Below are 16,072 nucleotides of genomic sequence, written 5' to 3' on the forward strand. Positions count from 1 at the left end.
GGAGGTCGGCGGTTGCGCAGCCGCATCACGGGCGCCTGCTCCGGCCCGCATTCAATGACGAGCAGGCCGCCCGCTGTCAGAACCGATCGCCCAGATCGCTTCGTACATGTCGGCGTTGGAGCACACAACCACGCAAGGGGGAAGCTTCGCCATGGCTTCGACCGCGGAACAATTCGTCGAGCGCCTGCTGGGCGCCGCGCTGGGCACGATCGACGTGCTCGCCGTTCATCTCGGTGACCGTCTGGGCTGGTACCGGGCGCTCGCCGACCACGGCCCCGCCACCCCGGCCGAGCTGGCCGGACGCGCGGGCGGGGACGAGCGGTACGCCCGGGAATGGCTGGAGCAGCAGGCCTGCGCCGGAATCCTGGAGGTGGGCGACGACGGCCGCTTCGCCCTCCCGGACGGCGCGGCCGAGGTGCTCACCGACCGCTCAAGCCTGAACTTCCTGGCGCCGCTGGCCCGGATGCTGGCGGGCGCCGCCGTACAGATGCCCGCCCTCGTCGAGGCGTACCGCAACGGCGGCGGGGTCGGCTGGGACGCCTTCGGCGAGGACGTGCGCGAGTCGCAGGCCGACATGAACCGGCCCTGGTTCGAACACGCCCTGCCCAAGGCGCTGGCCGGGCTGCCCGACATCGACGCGGTGCTGCGCCGTCCGGGGGCCCGGATCGTCGACGTCGGCTGCGGCGCCGGGTGGTCCACCATCGCCCTGGCCAGGGCCTACCCGGAGGCGAAGGTGGAGGGAGTCGACATCGACCCGCCCTCGATCGCCATGGCCGAGCGCAACGCCGAGGGCATGGACGTCGCCTTCCGCGCGGCCGACGCCGCGGACCTGGGCGAGGGCGGCTACGACGCGGCGTTCGCCTTCGAGTGCATCCACGACATGCCGCGTCCGGTCGACACGCTCGCCGCCATGCGCCGCGCCGTCGTGCCAGGTGGGCCGGTCGTCATCATGGACGAGGCGGTGGCCGACGCCTTCCATCCCGACGGCGGCGACGTGGAGCGGCTGATGTACGGCTTCAGCCTGCTCATCTGCCTGCCCGACGGCAGGTCCCACCAGCCGTCGGCCGCCACGGGGACGGTCATGCGACCCGACACCCTGCGCCGCTACGCCGTCGAGGCGGGCTTCCGCGACATCGAGGTGCTGCCGATCGACGACTTCGGCTTCTGGCGCTTCTACCGGCTGGTGGGGTAGCCGGGGAGGATGCCGGGGTGATCGGGATATCGGTGCGTGCCGCCACTCCGCAGGACCACGATGCCGTGGCCGGCGCCCTCGTCGCATCGTGGGGCGGCGTGACGGTCGCCGGCCACGGCGTCGTCTACGACGCCTCGGCCCTCCCCGCGCTGCTGGCGGAGAAGGGCGGCGACCCTCGCCCCACAACCGGGGCAAAGTATCTCATTCATGGACAGACGCTCCGGGATCTCGTCATCCGGTCCAGCAGGGCGACCGCGAAGTCGATCGTCTCCCGCAGGGTCAGCTCGCGGCCCCTCGCGACCGACACGTCGAACGCCTCCGGCCGCATGCCCGCCCGCAGCCGCTCGACCACGTGGGAGAACTCGGTGTTGACCCCGGTGAACAGCGAGGCCACCGGGGCGGGCGGCAGGGCGCCGAAGAGGATCGCGGCGTCCTCGTGACGGCCGGCCTTGGCGAGGAGCCGTACGACCCCGCGCATGGCCACGGCCAGCGGGATGCCCAGCCTGGGGCGTGACCATTCGCGCAGCAGGTCGCGATAGGTGGCGGCGGACCGCTGCGGGTCACCGTACTCCGCCTCCGCCGACGCCGCCGCGATCCAGGACGTGCAGACGAGGTAGTTGTTCCGGCTCTCCCTCGACAGCCTCGCCGCGCGCCAGAAGGCTTCGGGAACCTCGCGGGGCCGCAGTGCCAGGGACAGCTCCCCCTCCAGGATGGCCACCGCGATCCGTAGATCCAGCGACTCCTGCCTGCGGGCCTCCGCCCGGACGCCTTCCAGCGCCGCCCGCGCCTCCTCCAGCCTGCCGAGCCGGGTGAGGGTGAGGGCGAGGCAGCCGCTGGAGAAGGCGGCCTGCCACCTGTCGCCCATCAGCCCGGACAACCGCACCGATTCCCGGTAGTGGGCCGCGGCGTCCTCCAGCCGCTGCCGGTGGAGGGCGACGTCGCCGTGAAGGTCGTGGCCGTGACACAAGACTCGCGGGTCGTCGGAGCCTTCCATCGCCTTGCGGGCGTATTCCTCCGCCGTGGCCAGGTCGCCGTGATACCACGCCCCACGTCCGGCGGACACGAACGCGGCGCCGAGGAGCGGATGACCGCTGCCCGTTGCCAGACGGACGGCCTCCTGCGCCCACTCGAACAGCTCGGCGCGCATGGTGGCCACTCCCAGCTGGCACAGCGAAGCGGTGAGCCTCAGCAGGCCGTCGATGTCGCGAGAGTCGGCGAGCCGGCGATGCGCCGCCCTGAAGTTGTGGATGTCGCTCTCGAGTTCCGCGATCCAGTCGCGGCCGGGTTCCGACCGGTCCCGCATCACCCGTTCGGCGTGCGCGGTGAACCAGTGCGCGTGGCGAGACGCGACGAGGTCGGCGGTTCCCGCCTCGTGCAGCCGCTCGAGGCCGTATCGCCGCAGGGTTTCCAGCAGCCGGTAGCGAGGGGGCTCGTCCGTCCCGGCGAAGGCGGCCCGGTCGAGCAGCGATCGGTCGGCCAGGTCGAGAACGCGGGTCGTCAGTCGCGCCGGCGACAGGCCGGAGGTCACGACTCCCGCCGCCGCGTCCAGGGTGAAGTCGCCGGGGAAGATCGCGAGCTGCGGGTACACCTTCCGCTGCTCGGCGTCCAGGCGCTCGAACGACCAGTCCACCACGTCCCACAGCGAGCGGTGGCGCGGGGTCGCGCTCCTCGGCTCGCTGAGCAAGGTCAGCCTGTCGTCCAGCCTGCGCACCATCTCCGCGACGGGCAGCGTGCGGGTCCGGGCGGCGGCCAGCTCGATCGCGAGCGGCAGCCCGTCGAGGCGGAGGCACAGCTCCTCCACAGACCGCAGGTCATAGCCGTCGGATTCGAACCGTGAATTGGCCGCCTGCGCCCTGTCGATGAACAGCTTGACGGCCTCGCCGGCGAGCCCGTCTCCCGGTTCCACGCGCAGCGGCTCGACGTGGTAGACACGCTCACCCTGTACGGCCAGCGGCTCTCTGCTGGTCGCCAGGACGGCGATCCTGCCGGGAACCGACAGCAGGCGGCCGACCAGTGCCGAGACGGTCTGGAGGAGGTGCTCGCAGTTGTCCAGGACAAGCAGGGAGCGCCTGCCCGCGAGCGCCTGGAGGAGGCTCGACTCCTCCATCGCCTCGGGGAGCAGCCGGGCCGCGGCCGCCAGGGCGTGAGGGACCGCGCCGGGCTCGCTGACCTCGCCGAGACCGCACAGCAGTACGCCGTCGGGGTACTTGTGGCTCACCTTGTCGGCCACATGCAGGGCCAGGCGTGTCTTCCCCACGCCACCTGGGCCGACCAGCGTCGTCACGCTCCGGCCGGCCAGGCAGTCCGCGATCTTCTTGATGTCGTTCTCCCGCCCCACGAAGGTGTCGGGCGGCAGCACAATGTCGCGGTCGACGATCCGCGCCGGCGCCGTGCCGCCGGAGCCCGTGAGGGACGGCATCTCGTGCCGCAGGATCTCCAGCTCGATTTTCTGGAGATAGGGAGACGGGTCGAGCCCGAGCTCTTCGGCCAGCCGGTGCTTGTAGTTCTCGTACAGGTGCAACGCGTCCACGTGCCGTCCGGACTCATACAGCAGGCGCATGAGCATGCCCAGGGGGCGCTCCTGCAGGGGCTGGGCCGCGACGCATGCCTCCAGGAGCGCCAGCGCCTCCGCGGTCCGCCCGAGCGCGACCAGCACCTCGGCGCGTTCTTCCATGGCCACGTGACGCAGCTGATCCAGTCGTGCCGCCTCGGCCTGGAGGTGCAGCACGTCCGCGACGTCCTGAAAGGCGCTCCCCCGCCACAGCGCCTCCGCGCGCTCCAACCGCTGCAGCGCGCGTTCCGGGCCGGCCTGTTTGTCGGCACGTGCCTGGGTGAGCAGGTCTTCGAAGACGAGCGCGTCCAGCGCGTCCGGCCGGATGTGGAGGCGATATCCCGACGATTCCGTGCGCAGCATGTCCTGCCCGTCCAGCCCAAGACACTTCCTCAACCGGCAGACGGCGTTGTGCAGGGCGCCGACCGGCTTGGCGGGCATGGCGTCCGGCCACATCGCCTCCATCAGCCGCTGCGACGAGACGACTTCCCCGTGGTGCGCCAGCAGGACCGCCAGCAGGCGCCTCTGTTTCGCGGAGTGCAGCTGTACGGGTCGCCCGTCCGCGTCGACGGCGATGACGGGACCGAGAACCCCGAAGAACACCACAGCTTTCACCTCCGCTGGTCACATCTGTGCTGTCGTGCGCAGATCCGCACGTCATAGCCGCGAGAGCCACCTATGACGCTCTCCTGTGTCCAACGGTGGCCCGGGGCGGGCGCGCGGCGCAACAGGGAGGGCGCCGTCCACGGCCCTCGTCCTTCCATGCCGGAGGCGGTAGCCGTACGTTGCTCACGAACAGGTCTTCAGCAGCCTGGATGTGACAGCGAACACGGGATGCCCCCGCGGCACTCACCTGCCACTACGGGTGTTCGCGACCAGAGGTTCCGCAAGTGGTATTAATGCACACTCCCATCGCCGCTCGGGTGGCTGCGGCCTCGCTCGCCACGCAGGCCGCGCAGCCGTCCCATCATGTGCGCGTCCATTCATGGAGTACGACGAGGTGCGCGCTCGGTTCCAGGATTCAGGGGCAAGGTCGCCGAATCGGCCGCGTGAGAAACCTCCACGCGCCCGTGTGCCGTACCGCTTGAGGAGGGGAGAACCACGAACCCATGTCCAACGTGAACGGATATCTCGAGGACCTGGCCGGACCACCGCTCAATCGCTTTCAACCGGCTCCCAATAGACCTCGATCCGGTACCCGTCCGGGTCGAGGCATTTGAACGCCACGTACTCAGGGAGGTCATAGTGCTCGACCACTCCGACGCCGTCGGCCTCCAGGCGCGCCAGCGCCGACCGGACTTCATCGGGATCGTCCAGCCGGAAACCGAAGTGAAGGAACTCCGGAAGGGACGGCACTTGCTGCCCGCCGTGCAGGGCCAAATCGAAGCCGCCGTCATTCCTGACGATGACCGTGCCGTCGTCGTACCGCCGCGCGCGGGCGGGGTCGAAACCGAAGTACTTCTCGTAGAAGGCGAGGCTGCGATCGGCGTCGCGCACCGGGAGCGCGAGATGGAGCAGGTGCATCATGGACGGACCTCCACCTTAAGATCATCGCGGCTTGAAGTCGGCAGGGCCAGCGCAACGACACTCATCCGCGCACCGTGCTGGGCCACTGACGTATACGGTCCCTCCAGGACAGTCGGTTCCAGCCAAGGGACGACGGCTGCCTGCCGTCACCTCAGCTCGGCACGAGCGGGCAGCGACCGGCTCGGCAGTCTTCGAGCGTCCGCAGTACGGCGTGGCGGGCCCGGACCAGGTCGGCGATCCTGGCGTCGATCCGGTCGGCCACGGCCTCCAGCCGCCACCGCTCGCTGTCGCAGGTGGCGCCGCCGGCGTCGTGGGCGGCCAGCGCGTCGACGACCTCATCCAGCGTGAAGCCCAGCTCCTGCAGCACCTTGGCCTGCCGGATGCGTTCGACCGCCGCGGGGGTGAAGACGCGATAGCCAGAGGGCCGGCGCTCGGCCGGGGGGAGGACGCCGCGCCGTTCGTAGAACCGGACCGTGTCCACGCTGACGCCGGCTTCCCGGGCGACCTCGCCGATCTTCACGCGGCATCACCTCTTGACTCTGGAGTATGGTCCAGACTCTAGGCTCGCGGGTGCCCGGTCACAAGACCGCCGGCGTTCCCGACCTTCGGAAAGGAGCGCGGCCGTGGACATCCCGCCCGCTTCCACACCCGTCGTGTGCGACATGAGCACCGCCCCCGACACCGTCCCGCAGCGCCTGGAGGAATACCGGCAGCTGTTCGCCCGCGCCCTCGTCGGCCGCGAGAAGACCGGCCGGGGAGTCCGCTTCCGCTTCCGCGCCGAGCCGGGCCTGCGGGCCCACATCGAGGACCTGGCCGCGCGGGAGAAGGCCTGCTGCGCCTTCTTCGCCTTCGAGGTCACCCTCGACGGAGGGGAGATCGTCTGGGACTGGGCGGTCAGCGACGACGACGCCGCCCGCGCCGTCCTGGACGAGTTCTACCACCTGCCCGACCGCGCCGCCCACAGCCCGGCCGAGGTGCGCGACCGCCTGGAGGGCAAGGGCCTGGCCTTCGCCGGCGACCCCGGCTGAGATCCTGCTCGCAGGAGCTTGCATCCGGTACCTGGGTACAGCCTTACCGTCGAGGTATGACGGCAAAGGACATAGCCCTTGACCTGCGGTGGGCCTCGGCGGAGTGCACACTGCCCACGGCTGAGCAGCCGCTGCGCGAGGCCGAGTTCGACGCCTTGTTCGCGGCAGCCGTACAGGCGATCCAGAGGCCGGACCGCACCCGGCTGCGGCTGGAGCTGATCTTCACTCCGGCGAACGCCGCGCGGGCCGCGGAGCTGGCGGCCCGGGAGAACAGCTGCTGCTCGTTCTTCACCTTCACCCTCACCGTCGCCGACGGCGTCATGGCGCTGGAGGCGCAGGTACCCGAGCAGCAGGTCGACGTGCTGGATGCGTTGCAGGCGCGGGCCCGCGCGGCGGCCGGGCCGGCGTGACCTCCCGGCCGCGCCGGATCACCGAAGGGAGGACCGCTGATGGAGGGCATCACGCGCGAGGATCTGCTCGCCTTGCTGGAGACCGGGAGCGTTCAGCTGGTCGAGGCATTGCCGGTCGACGCCTACGCCGCCGAGCACATCCCCGGGGCGCGCAACGTGCCCGGCCCGCTGACCGCTGAGCTGGCCGCGCAAGTGGCGCCCGACCGGGACGCCACCGTGGTGGTGTACTGCTCGGGCCCGTACTGCAACCGCTCGAAGATCGCCGCCGCGGCGTTCGCCCGGCTCGGCTACCGCGACGTGCGCGTCTACACCGGCGGCAAGCAGGACTGGGCCGAGGCCGGGCTCGCCTTCGAAGGTAGCCGGGCGGGTGAGGGGGGCACGCATGCCGCCTGACATCCGGGAGCCGTATCTGCGCACCGGGCAGGTCGCCGAGCGTGCCGGAGTCAACATCCAGACCCTGCGCTACTACGAGCGGCGGGGCCTGATCGCCGAACCGCGGCGCAGCCCCGGCGGGCACCGCGCCTACCCGCCCGAGACGGTGACCCTGCTGGGGGTGATCAAGGCGGCGCAGCGGCTCGGCTTCACCCTGGAGGAGGTGGCCGAGCTGCTGGAGACCGGACGGCGTCGCCACCCCAGCCCGGACCTACAGGAGCGGGCCAAGCTCAAGCTGGCCGAGATCGAAGCCAAGATCGCCGGCCTGCACGCCATCCGCGACGCCCTCAGCCAGGTGATCGCCGCCCGCTGCGACAGCCTGACCCGCTGCACCTGCCCGGACTGCCCGCTGCCGTACGCCCGGCTCGCCGGTGTGCCTGATCCGCGTCCTGATGATCATGTACGCTCCGCGCGGCGGAGATGACGCTCAACGGCGGTCTTTTCCGAACCGCGCTTGGGGTTCAGCCGGCGTCCCGGGCCCGCGCTTCGGTGAGCTGCTTGATGTGCTGGTTGCGCAGCAGGATGAGCTTGGTCATGTAGCGGCGCAGGAGCAGGAGCTCCGCGAGCCCGCCCAGCGGGCCGTAGGGCGCGGCGAAGTCGACGACGTCCCGCATGACGGTGCCCTCGTCCGCCGCCTCGAAGCGGTGCGCGTGATGCCAGCGCCGGAACGGCCCGGCCACCTGCTCGTCCACGAAGTGGAACGGCCTGTCGCAGGCGCTGACGGTCGAGGTCATCCGCCAGGTGACGCCGAAGTGCCGCGCCTGCCATGTCACCCGGTCGCCGAGGGCGAGCTGCCCGGAGGTCACCCCGGCGACGGCGCGCTCCCGGGAGGCGCGCATCGAGGCGGTGTGGGCCTCGACCGACAGAGAGGTGTCGAAGACGAGTTCCAGCGGCGCGCGGACGAACGTGACGACCTCGAAACGCGGCATGGGCCAGATCCTACGGAGCGTGTTCCGCACCGGTCTCATCGGCGGCCGTCGGCGGGTCATCGAGCAGCCGCGGCTCCGGCGAAAATGATTCGCCGGAAGGGCGGCACCCGGCTAGCTTGGCCGTCTGTGACCCCGACCCTGCGCACCGAGCGCCTGCTGCTGGAGCCGTACGTCCCCGAAGACGAGGAAGCCTTCGTCGCCCTGTTCCAGGACCGGAGGGTTTCGCGGTGGATGGGCGACGGCCCTGCCACCGAGGCGGAGGATCGCGCCCTGTTCGGGCGGATCTTCACGAAGGTCTACGCCGGGGATCTGTTCGACGTCTGGGCCGTTCGCCGCGACGGTGTCCTGATCGGGCACGCCGAGATCAAGCCGACCGACGTGGTCCAGGGCCACGAGATCATCTACGCGCTGGCCCCTGATGTGTGGGGGTCGGGCCTGGGCAGAGAGCTGGCCGAGGCGATCGTCGCCTACGGCTTCGACACCCTGGGGCTCACGGAGGTCTACGCCACCGTGGCGGCGGCGAACGGCGCCTCGCTGGCCGTACTGGACAGGATCGGCTTCGAGCACGTCCGGGACATCGCCGAGGACGACGGCGGCATCACCCGCGTGCTGACGCGCCGCCGTGGACCGGGCGTGGGGTCTTCCGACGGGCGCCGAGGGTGAGGAGCAGCGCGGCCGCCGTCAACGCCACACCGAACCACACGACGCTCGTGACACCCAGATGATCGGCGAACTGCCCGCCGAAAAGCGCCCCGAGCGCGATGGAGGTGTTGTACGCCATGGTGTTGAGCGACATCGCGGCTTCGAAGGTGCCGGGCGCGGCGGCCTGGGTCATGTTGACCTGGGACAGCTGCACGACGCCGAAGGAGACTCCCCAGAGGATCAGCGAGATCACCGAACCGGCCGGCCCATGGCCGATGGCGAGCAGCGCCAGCAAGGACACCACGAGTCCCGCGCAGCTGGCGATGAAGCTGCCGCTCGCACTTCTGCCGACCGTGTGTCCGGCGACGAGGTTCCCGGCCGCGCACCCGACGCCGTAGACCATCAGCACCGCGGTGATGAAGAGCGGCGTGGCGGAGGAAGTCTCCTCCAAGAAGGGGCGCACGAAGGTGTACGCCCCGAAATGACCGAGCACGAACAGCACGACGGTGAACAGCACCAGGCGGAGCGGCACGTTCGTGAGCGGGAGCGCGAAGACCTCCCGGACGGAGACCGCGTTCGCCGACGGCAGTGACGGGATGACGGCGACGGCCGCGAGGAACACCAGGGCGGCGAGGCCGGCCCAGATGAGGAACGTGGTTCGCCAGTCGGTGAGGCTTTCCAGGGCGGTTCCCAGCGGTATGCCCACGACCGCGGCGATCGAGATGCCGGACATCACGACCGCGGCCGCCCTGCTCGCGTGGCGTTCCGGGACCAGGCGCATCGCCATGCTCACGCCTATGGCCCAGAACACGCCGCTGGCGAATCCCATGATGAGCCGTGTCGTCAGCACCAGCGGATAGCTCGGCGCGACGGCGGTGACGAGGTTTCCCACGGTCAACGTTGCCAGGAGCGCGGACAGCAGGACGCGCCGGTTGACGCGCCTGGTCCAGGCCACGATGAACGGCACGCCCAGTCCGGCCGACACGCCGTACAAGGTGACCATCAGCCCGGCGGCGCCCACGGATATGCCCAGGCTCGCGCTCATCGGGGTGAGCAGGCCGACGGGCATCAGCTCGGTGGTGAGGAAGACGAACAGGCTGGCGGTGATCGCGGAGACGCCCAGCCATGGCCGCAAGGCGGCGCGAGGGCGCTTGTCGTATGTGACCATTTCTGCTTTCTGCTGGTTCAGGTTGGGGACTCGACGCGGCCGTGAGCGCGGAGTCTCCGGCTGGTTCAAGGGTGCGCGACCATCAATCAATGAGTCCAACACATACTTTTCATCGTGATCAATCGCGATGCACGATGGTTGGATGGAACTGCAGCAGCTGAGGTACGTCGTCGCGGTCGCGGAGACCAACAACTTCACCCGGGCGGCCGAGCGCTGCCGGGTGGTGCAGTCGGCGCTCAGCCACCAGATCGCCGCCCTGGAGCGGGAGCTGGGCGCCCGGCTGTTCGAGCGGACCAGCCGGCGGGTACGGCTGACGCCGGCCGGAGAGGCCTTCCTGCCGTCGGCCAGGGAGTGCCTGGAGGCCGCGGACCGCGCACGGGCCGAGGTCGCGGCCGCCAGCGGGGAGATCCGCGGGCGGCTCGCCGTCGGCGCCATCCCCACGGTGGCGGCCGTCAACCTGCCGGTCGCGCTGAGGGACTACCGCCTGCGCCATCCACGGGTGCACATCACGCTCACCTCGGCGGGCAGCGAAGACCTGATCGAGCGGGTCCGGCGGGGCAGCGTCGACGTCGCTTTCCTCGGCCTGCCGCCCCGCGCCGAACCCAAGGGCGTCCAGAGCCGCCGGCTCGCCGGAGGGGACCTGGTCGCCGTGGTCGCCCCGGACTACCACCTGACGGACGACGAGACGGACCTGCGGAGCCTGGCCGACGAACCGTTCATCGACTTCCGCGCCGGAGCGGCCGGGCGAGCCCAGTCGGACGAGGCCTTCGCGGCCGCCGGGGTACGCCGTGAGGTGCCCTTCGAGGTGTCCTCCGCCGACCTCATGGTCGATCTGGTACGGCAGGGCCTCGGCGTGGGCATGCTGCCGGCCGCGTACGCGCCGCGCTTCCCCGACCTGCGCGTCATCCGCCTCCGCGACGCTCCCACGCGGGTGGAATATCTGATCTGGGACAACCGGCCCTCCCCCGCGGCCACGGCCTTTCTTGAGCTGATCCCTTGAGCTGATCCGCGCCGGGCGGGAGACCTTCTCTCCGGGCTCGTGATCGGCGTCAGGCGGCGAGGCGGGTGATCGCGGCGACCGACCGGTCCACGTCCGCTTCGGTCGTGGTGGCGTTCGACACCGAGATCCGCATCAGCCGCCGTCCCCGCCACGTCGTACCGCCCGCCCAGCAGGTGCCGTCCGCCTGCACCGCCGCCACCACCCGGTCGGTGCGCGCGTCGTCGCCGAAGCCGACCAGCACCTGGTTGAGGACGACCTCGTTCGCCACCTCGAACCCGGCCGAGGTCAGGCCCCCGGCGAACCGGCGGGCCAGCGCGCAGCAGCGGCCGACCAGCGCCGCGACCCCGTCGCGGCCCAGTTCCCGCAGCCCGGCCCACACGGCGAACCCGCGGGCCCGGCGGGAGGACTCGGGGGTGAGGTCCGCTCCCGCCGGCGTGCCGCCGGAACCGACCAGGTACTCGGCGGCGTAGGACATCGCCGCCGCGTGCGCGCCGGGACGGGCACAGAACGCGAAGCCCGAGTCGTAGGGAAGGTTCAGCCATTTGTGCCCGTCGCAGGCCCACGAGTCCGCCGTCTCCAGCCCGTCGACCAGATGCCGGGTCTCGGGGCTCGCCGCGGCCCACAGCCCGAACGCCCCGTCCACATGCGCCCACCCGCCGTGCCGGTGGACCAGCTCGCACGCCTCCCGAAGCCGGTCGCAGGCGCCGGTGTTCACGTTGCCGGACTGCAGGCACACGATCGTGGGGCCCGGGGAGCCTGCCTGCAGTACCGCACGCAGCGACCCGAGGTCGGTGGCGCCGTTCGGGTCGGCGGGCACCGGCTCCACCACGTCCGTTCCGAAGCCGAGCAGGCGCAGCGACCGGTCGATGGTCGCGTGCCGTTCCTCCCCGGCGATCACCCGGATCGGCGGCGCCCCGAGCAGCCCCCGCCGTTCCACGTCCCAGCCTGCCTCCGCCAGCACCTGATGCCGGGCGGCGGCGAGCCCGACGGTGTTGGCCGCCTGGCAGCCGGTGACGAACCCGACCGATGCCGACGCCGGGATGCCCAGCAGTTCCTTCAGCCAGGCGCCGGCGGCGGTCTCGGCCGCGATGGCGGCCGGCGAGGTGATGGCGTTGGTCGCGAACTGGTCCCAACCGGCGGCGAGGATGTCGGCCGCGGTCGCCGCCGGCAACGCGCCGCCGACGACGAACCCGAAGTACCGCGGACCGGCGCTCGCGACCAGGCCTGGCCCGGCCGCGGCGACCAGGTCGGCCAGCACCCGCTCCGGCGGGGAGGGGGCGGAGGGCAACGGGCCGGAGAAGGCGTCGGCCAGCCTCGCCTGGTCAACCGGCGCCGCGACCGGCCGGTCCGGCAACGACCGCCGGTAGTCGGCCGCGTGGTCGGCGGCCATGTGGAACAGGCCACTCAGTTCCTCCACTGAGTCACCTTATCTCCCGGGCATCTCCCCGTCTGTCGCCGGTGTTCGCCTCCTCCAGGAGCTTTCACTCGTGCAAACCACCTTCTGGGTGGGTGATGCCGGCGGAAGGCGCCCCGATCCGCCGCCTTGCCGGCTCGCAGGCGTTCAAGCTCCTCCGTGCTCATGCCTCGTCCGCCGGCAAGAGCCAGGGCCTCCATCTCCTCCCCAGCCGCGATCCGGACCGCCGGGCGCGCCCCCCGCTCGGATGATCTCGGGGATCCGATCCCGTACCAGCTTCTCCATGGTCGATAGTTCCAGGGCCTTGTGGCGCGTCCGGCAACCGCCTCATAGGACCTCCTGCCGAACGGCTCGAGCCGTACATCACGGTCAGCAGGCGTCAGGGGCAGAGCGGATAGCGGTCGGTGCTGATGACCTTGAGGTTGTCCACCGACATCCACCCATACGTCTTGGTGCCCTTCACCCGGGCGTAGACCCACCGGTGGCCGTGGCTGTTGGTCGTCCAGCACTGGAAGTAGAGCTTCTTGCCCTGGGACACCTTGGTGACCGTCCCGCAGACGGGGGCGGCATAGGGGCCCTTCTTGAGGTTGTAGGCGCCCCGCATGATGCCCCATCCGCTGTCCAGGTCGGCGGTCGCGGGCCGGGGGCAGCCCGTGGCGGCGACGGCGGCCTGAGCGGGTATCACGGGAAGCGCCGGCAGCGTCAGTGCGGCGATCATGAGCGTTGAGATCTTCATGTGTCTTCAGACGTGAGAAGTCGATCAACGGTTCGTCTGCGAAGCATCGTGACCGACTGTCAGCAGGCTCCGAGAAGCGCTGGATGTCACGAGCGAGGTCTCGCGCATCTACGCCGACCTCGGCCTTCGCCTCCAGCGTCGGCTGCCGGTCGCGGACACGCCACAGCCTCCTGAAGGATCTTCTCGGCATCGGCGATCGGGTACATGCTGATCTGGTACGGCAGGCGTTCCCGCACGCGGACGACGCGCAGCGGCTCGTGCATACGGACGGCGTCGTCGGTGGCCCACTCCAGGGCAGCACTCGCGGCGGGCCGCCGTCAGGGACGAAGGTCCCACGGTCCGTGGTCCGGTGGTCCCTCGTGTCACCGGCCGGAACGCGGCTAGCGTGGAAGGCGTGATCCGCGTGTTCCTGGTCGACGACCATGAGGTGGTACGGCGGGGCGTGGCCGCCCTGCTGGAGGCCGAGGACGACATCGAGGTGGTCGGCGAGGCCGGAACCGCGGCGTCGGCCCTCGCCCGCATCCCGGCGCTGCGGCCGGACGTGGCCGTGCTGGACGTGCGCCTGCCCGACGGCACCGGCGTGGACGTCTGCCGCGAGGTCCGCTCCCGCCTGCCCGAGCTGCGCTGCCTGATGCTCTCCTCCTACGCCGACGACGACGCGCTGTTCGACGCCGTCATGGCCGGGGCGTCCGGCTATGTGCTCAAGCAGATCCACGGCAGCGACCTGGTCGGGGCGGTGCGCACCGTCGCCTCCGGCCAGTCCCTGCTGGACCCCCAGACCACCGCCGCCATGCTGGCCCGGCTGCGCGACCAGAGCACCCGCCGCGACCCGCTGGCCGCACTGACCGACCAGGAACGCCAGATCCTGGAGCTGATCGGCGAGGGGCTGACCAATCGCCAGATCGGCGAGCGGCTGTTCCTGGCCGAGAAGACGGTCAAGAACTACGTCTCCAACCTGCTGGGCAAGCTGGACATGCAACGCCGTACCCAGGCCGCCGCCCTGGCCGCCCGCCTGAAGGCCGACCGCCGCGACCACGCCTGACCCCAGCCCTCGCCTGGGACGACCTGCTGAGGGTGTTCGCCCGCGAGACCACCTTCAGGAGTGCCGGATCCGGCAAAGGCCAGGCGAACGCCGAGTCACCCGCCGGCAGGAACACGTCGTCGCGTGACTTACAGCGGGACGCTCCAGCGGAAGCGGCTGCCGCCGCCCTCGGGCGCCTCGATGTCGAACGTGCCGCCGAGCTGGAGGGCGCGTTCCTCGATGTTGCGCAGCCCGCTGCGCCTGCCACCGGCCGGGACGCCCACCCCGTCGTCCTGCACCACCAGGGTCAGCCGGCCGTCGCGTACCTCCACCGACACCTCGGCCTTGGCGGCCTTGGCATGCCGTACCAGGTTGGACAGCAGCTCCCGCAGGACGGCCAGCAGCTGGTCGGCGGTCTCGGCGGAGACCCGGTGGTCCAGCGGGCCCTCCATGCGCAGGCCGGGCATGAACCCCAGGTGACCGCGGGCGTCCTCCACCAGGCCCACGACGCGGGCCCGCAGACTCGGCGCGTCGGGCCGGCGGGTGGCCTGCAGCGCGAAGATGGTCGAGCGGATCTGCCGGATGGTCTCGTCCAGCTCATCGATGGCGTGCCGCACCCGCTCGGCCGCCTCGGGGCGTTCCACCAGCCGGACCGCGCCCATCAGGCTCATCGCGACCGCGAACAGCCGCTGGATGACCACGTCGTGCAGGTCCTTGGCGATGCGGTCGCGGTCTTCCAGCAGGCTCAGCCGTTCGGCGTCGCGGCGGGCCTCGGCCAGCTCCAGCGCGACGGCGGCCTGCCCGGCGAAGGAGGTGACCATGGCCAGGTCCCCGGCGGTGAAGGGCAGCCGGCCCACGCGCTTGGCCAGCTTGAGCACGCCGCGAACCGCCGGCTCGGCGCCCAGCGGCGCGATGAGGACGGGGCCGGTGCTCAGCTCACCCGGCATCAGGTCGACTCCCGCCGAGGTGGTGGCCTCCATCAGCGGCTCGCCGGTGGCGAAGACCCGCCCCGACAGCGTGTCGGCCACGCTCGTGACCTGGCCGGCCAGGTCGCCGGCCCCGTCGCCGTCGGCGGTCTCCACCGCCAGCCCACCCTCGCCGGGCAGCAGCACACACGCCAGATCGGCATCGGTCATCTCCCGCGCCCGGCGGGCCAGCATCGCCAGCACCTCACGCGACCCCGACCCGGACAACAAGCTCGTGGTGATCTCCGCCGAGGCCTGCAGCCACCGTTCCCGCCGCCGCGTCTCCTCGAACAGCCGGGCGTTCTCCACCGCCACCCCGGCCGCGGTCGCCAGCGCGATGACGATCGCCTCGTCCTCCTCGTCGAACTCCCCGCCACCGCGCTTCTCGGTCAGGTACAGGTTGCCGAACACCTCATCGCGGATCCGGATCGGCACCCCCAGAAAGCCGCCCATCTCCGGATGCCCCGGCGGGAAGCCGTAGGACTCCGGGTGGTCGGAGATGTGCGCCAGCCTGAGCGGCCGGGCGTCCTTGATCAGCAGCCCGAGCAGGCCCAGCCCGTGCGGCCAGTGCTCGATCCGGGCGATCTCCTCCTCGCTCAGCCCCACCGGGATGAACTGGATGAGCGTGCCGCCCTCGCCCACCACTCCGAGTGCCCCGTAGGAGGCGTCCACCAGGTTGGTGGCGGTCTCCACGATCCGCCGCAGCACGGTCTCCAGGTCCAGATCGCTGCCCACCGACACCACCGCGTCCAGCAGCGCGTGCACCCGGTCCCGGGTGGCCAGCACCGCGTTCAGCCGGACCTGCAGCTCCGCGAGCAGCTCATCCAGCCGCATCTGCGGCAGCAAGGACCCCTCTGCCATGCGATCAGTCTTCCATCCCGGCAGCATGACGCCCATCCCCGGAGGCCGGGGATGGGCGCTGGTGCGGGCCGGCGCCTACTTGAGGTACGGCATGCGGCGGACGGCGGCGAGGCCGCCCCACCACCTGCCCAGGCCGAGGGTGTCGCCCGCACCCGCGAGGGCCAGGCCGATCAGCACGATGGTGTAGACGAGGTGG

Annotated in this window: 16 protein-coding genes; 8 read left to right on the forward strand and 8 right to left on the reverse strand. The window is 71.2% G+C overall.

Translation table 11 applies throughout. The annotated features are described in order from the left end of the window. The first annotated feature begins 151 nt into the window (after positions 1 to 151). Entirely contained in the window at positions 152 to 1,192 is a 1,041-nt protein-coding gene (locus BSB02_RS34055; RefSeq protein WP_084965110.1) for a class I SAM-dependent methyltransferase, read from the forward strand. 205 nt (positions 1,193 to 1,397) lie between these two features. On the opposite strand, the gene BSB02_RS34060 is transcribed toward BSB02_RS34055, so the two are convergent. The 3 genes from BSB02_RS34060 to BSB02_RS34070 all read right to left on the reverse strand — a co-directional run bounded on the left by BSB02_RS34060 (position 1,398) and on the right by BSB02_RS34070 (position 5,790). Continuing rightward, the gene (locus tag BSB02_RS34060; protein WP_158088809.1) at positions 1,398 to 4,349 is read right to left on the reverse strand and encodes an ATP-binding protein; all 2,952 of its coding nucleotides are present in this window, start codon (positions 4,347 to 4,349) and stop codon (positions 1,398 to 1,400) included. 549 nt (positions 4,350 to 4,898) lie between these two features. Then, entirely contained in the window at positions 4,899 to 5,270 is a 372-nt protein-coding gene (locus BSB02_RS34065) for a VOC family protein (RefSeq protein WP_084965112.1), read from the reverse strand. A gap of 151 nt (positions 5,271 to 5,421) precedes the next feature. Beyond that, positions 5,422 to 5,790, reverse strand: a complete 369-nt coding sequence (locus BSB02_RS34070) for a MerR family transcriptional regulator (RefSeq protein ID WP_084965113.1) — start codon at positions 5,788 to 5,790, stop codon at positions 5,422 to 5,424. 103 nt (positions 5,791 to 5,893) lie between these two features. Between BSB02_RS34070 and BSB02_RS34075 the strand changes: the two genes are divergently transcribed. The 4 genes from BSB02_RS34075 to BSB02_RS34090 are packed head-to-tail and all read left to right on the forward strand — an operon-like array spanning position 5,894 to position 7,564. Next, positions 5,894 to 6,298 carry a hypothetical protein gene (locus tag BSB02_RS34075; protein ID WP_084965114.1) on the forward strand — a complete coding sequence of 135 codons (405 nt, stop codon included), beginning with the start codon at positions 5,894 to 5,896 and terminating at the stop codon, positions 6,296 to 6,298. 56 nt (positions 6,299 to 6,354) lie between these two features. Further along, positions 6,355 to 6,708 carry a hypothetical protein gene (locus BSB02_RS34080; protein WP_084965115.1) on the forward strand — a complete coding sequence of 118 codons (354 nt, stop codon included), beginning with the start codon at positions 6,355 to 6,357 and terminating at the stop codon, positions 6,706 to 6,708. 39 nt (positions 6,709 to 6,747) lie between these two features. Continuing rightward, complete coding sequence (locus BSB02_RS34085) at positions 6,748 to 7,101, forward strand: rhodanese-like domain-containing protein (RefSeq protein WP_084965116.1); 354 nt, start codon at positions 6,748 to 6,750, stop codon at positions 7,099 to 7,101. Continuing rightward, complete coding sequence (locus BSB02_RS34090) at positions 7,091 to 7,564, forward strand: MerR family transcriptional regulator (RefSeq protein ID WP_143591527.1); 474 nt, start codon at positions 7,091 to 7,093, stop codon at positions 7,562 to 7,564. Before BSB02_RS34085 ends, BSB02_RS34090 begins: the two co-directional genes overlap by 11 nt. A 37-nt stretch (positions 7,565 to 7,601) precedes the next feature. Here the strand turns inward: BSB02_RS34090 and BSB02_RS34095 are convergent, their stop codons facing one another. After that, positions 7,602 to 8,069: an SRPBCC family protein gene (locus BSB02_RS34095; RefSeq protein WP_084965117.1), complete on the reverse strand. Its 468-nt coding sequence runs from the start codon at positions 8,067 to 8,069 to the stop codon at positions 7,602 to 7,604. A 126-nt stretch (positions 8,070 to 8,195) separates the two neighbouring features. Between BSB02_RS34095 and BSB02_RS34100 the strand changes: the two genes are divergently transcribed. Beyond that, positions 8,196 to 8,732 carry a GNAT family N-acetyltransferase gene (locus tag BSB02_RS34100; protein ID WP_084965118.1) on the forward strand — a complete coding sequence of 179 codons (537 nt, stop codon included), beginning with the start codon at positions 8,196 to 8,198 and terminating at the stop codon, positions 8,730 to 8,732. Here BSB02_RS34100 and BSB02_RS34105 read toward each other — a convergent pair. Beyond that, complete coding sequence (locus BSB02_RS34105) at positions 8,668 to 10,068, reverse strand: MFS transporter (RefSeq protein ID WP_240506911.1); 1,401 nt, start codon at positions 10,066 to 10,068, stop codon at positions 8,668 to 8,670. The two genes, BSB02_RS34100 and BSB02_RS34105, sit on opposite strands and share 65 nt — an antisense overlap. Between BSB02_RS34105 and BSB02_RS34110 the strand changes: the two genes are divergently transcribed. Then, entirely contained in the window at positions 10,022 to 10,879 is an 858-nt protein-coding gene (locus BSB02_RS34110; RefSeq protein WP_084965120.1) for a LysR family transcriptional regulator, read from the forward strand. The genes BSB02_RS34105 and BSB02_RS34110 overlap by 47 nt on opposite strands. 49 nt (positions 10,880 to 10,928) lie before the next feature. On the opposite strand, the gene BSB02_RS34115 is transcribed toward BSB02_RS34110, so the two are convergent. Next, positions 10,929 to 12,296: a pyridoxal phosphate-dependent decarboxylase family protein gene (locus BSB02_RS34115; protein WP_084965121.1), complete on the reverse strand. Its 1,368-nt coding sequence runs from the start codon at positions 12,294 to 12,296 to the stop codon at positions 10,929 to 10,931. Positions 12,297 to 12,672: 376 nt separating this feature from the next. Further along, positions 12,673 to 13,011, reverse strand: coding sequence for a hypothetical protein (locus tag BSB02_RS34120; RefSeq protein ID WP_143591529.1), 339 nt, complete (start codon positions 13,009 to 13,011; stop codon positions 12,673 to 12,675). A gap of 412 nt (positions 13,012 to 13,423) precedes the next feature. On the opposite strand from BSB02_RS34120, the gene BSB02_RS34125 reads away from it, so the two are divergent. Next, positions 13,424 to 14,071, forward strand: coding sequence for a response regulator (locus tag BSB02_RS34125; RefSeq protein WP_084965123.1), 648 nt, complete (start codon positions 13,424 to 13,426; stop codon positions 14,069 to 14,071). 128 nt (positions 14,072 to 14,199) lie between these two features. Here BSB02_RS34125 and BSB02_RS34130 read toward each other — a convergent pair whose 3' ends face one another. Continuing rightward, positions 14,200 to 15,876, reverse strand: coding sequence for a sensor histidine kinase (locus BSB02_RS34130; RefSeq protein WP_084965124.1), 1,677 nt, complete (start codon positions 15,874 to 15,876; stop codon positions 14,200 to 14,202). Positions 15,877 to 16,072: the final 196 nt, after the last annotated feature.

The sequence above is a fragment of the Thermoactinospora rubra genome, assembly GCF_002093975.1.
Classification (GTDB): Bacteria; Actinomycetota; Actinomycetes; order Streptosporangiales; family Streptosporangiaceae; genus Nonomuraea; species Nonomuraea rubra_A.

Bases quoted from the DNA above. Each gene is read 5' to 3' on its own strand.
- BSB02_RS34055 (WP_084965110.1), top strand. From the start codon at position 152: ATGGCTTCGACCGCGGAACAATTCGTCGAGCGCCTGCTGGGCGCCGCG.
- BSB02_RS34065 (WP_084965112.1), bottom strand. From the start codon at position 5,270: ATGATGCACCTGCTCCATCTCGCGCTCCCGGTGCGCGACGCCGATCGC.
- BSB02_RS34080 (WP_084965115.1), top strand. From the start codon at position 6,355: ATGACGGCAAAGGACATAGCCCTTGACCTGCGGTGGGCCTCGGCGGAG.
- BSB02_RS34085 (WP_084965116.1), top strand. From the start codon at position 6,748: ATGGAGGGCATCACGCGCGAGGATCTGCTCGCCTTGCTGGAGACCGGG.
- BSB02_RS34090 (WP_143591527.1), top strand. From the start codon at position 7,091: ATGCCGCCTGACATCCGGGAGCCGTATCTGCGCACCGGGCAGGTCGCC.
- BSB02_RS34095 (WP_084965117.1), bottom strand. From the start codon at position 8,069: ATGCCGCGTTTCGAGGTCGTCACGTTCGTCCGCGCGCCGCTGGAACTC.
- BSB02_RS34110 (WP_084965120.1), top strand. From the start codon at position 10,022: ATGGAACTGCAGCAGCTGAGGTACGTCGTCGCGGTCGCGGAGACCAAC.
- BSB02_RS34120 (WP_143591529.1), bottom strand. From the start codon at position 13,011: ATGATCGCCGCACTGACGCTGCCGGCGCTTCCCGTGATACCCGCTCAG.
- BSB02_RS34130 (WP_084965124.1), bottom strand. From the start codon at position 15,876: ATGGCAGAGGGGTCCTTGCTGCCGCAGATGCGGCTGGATGAGCTGCTC.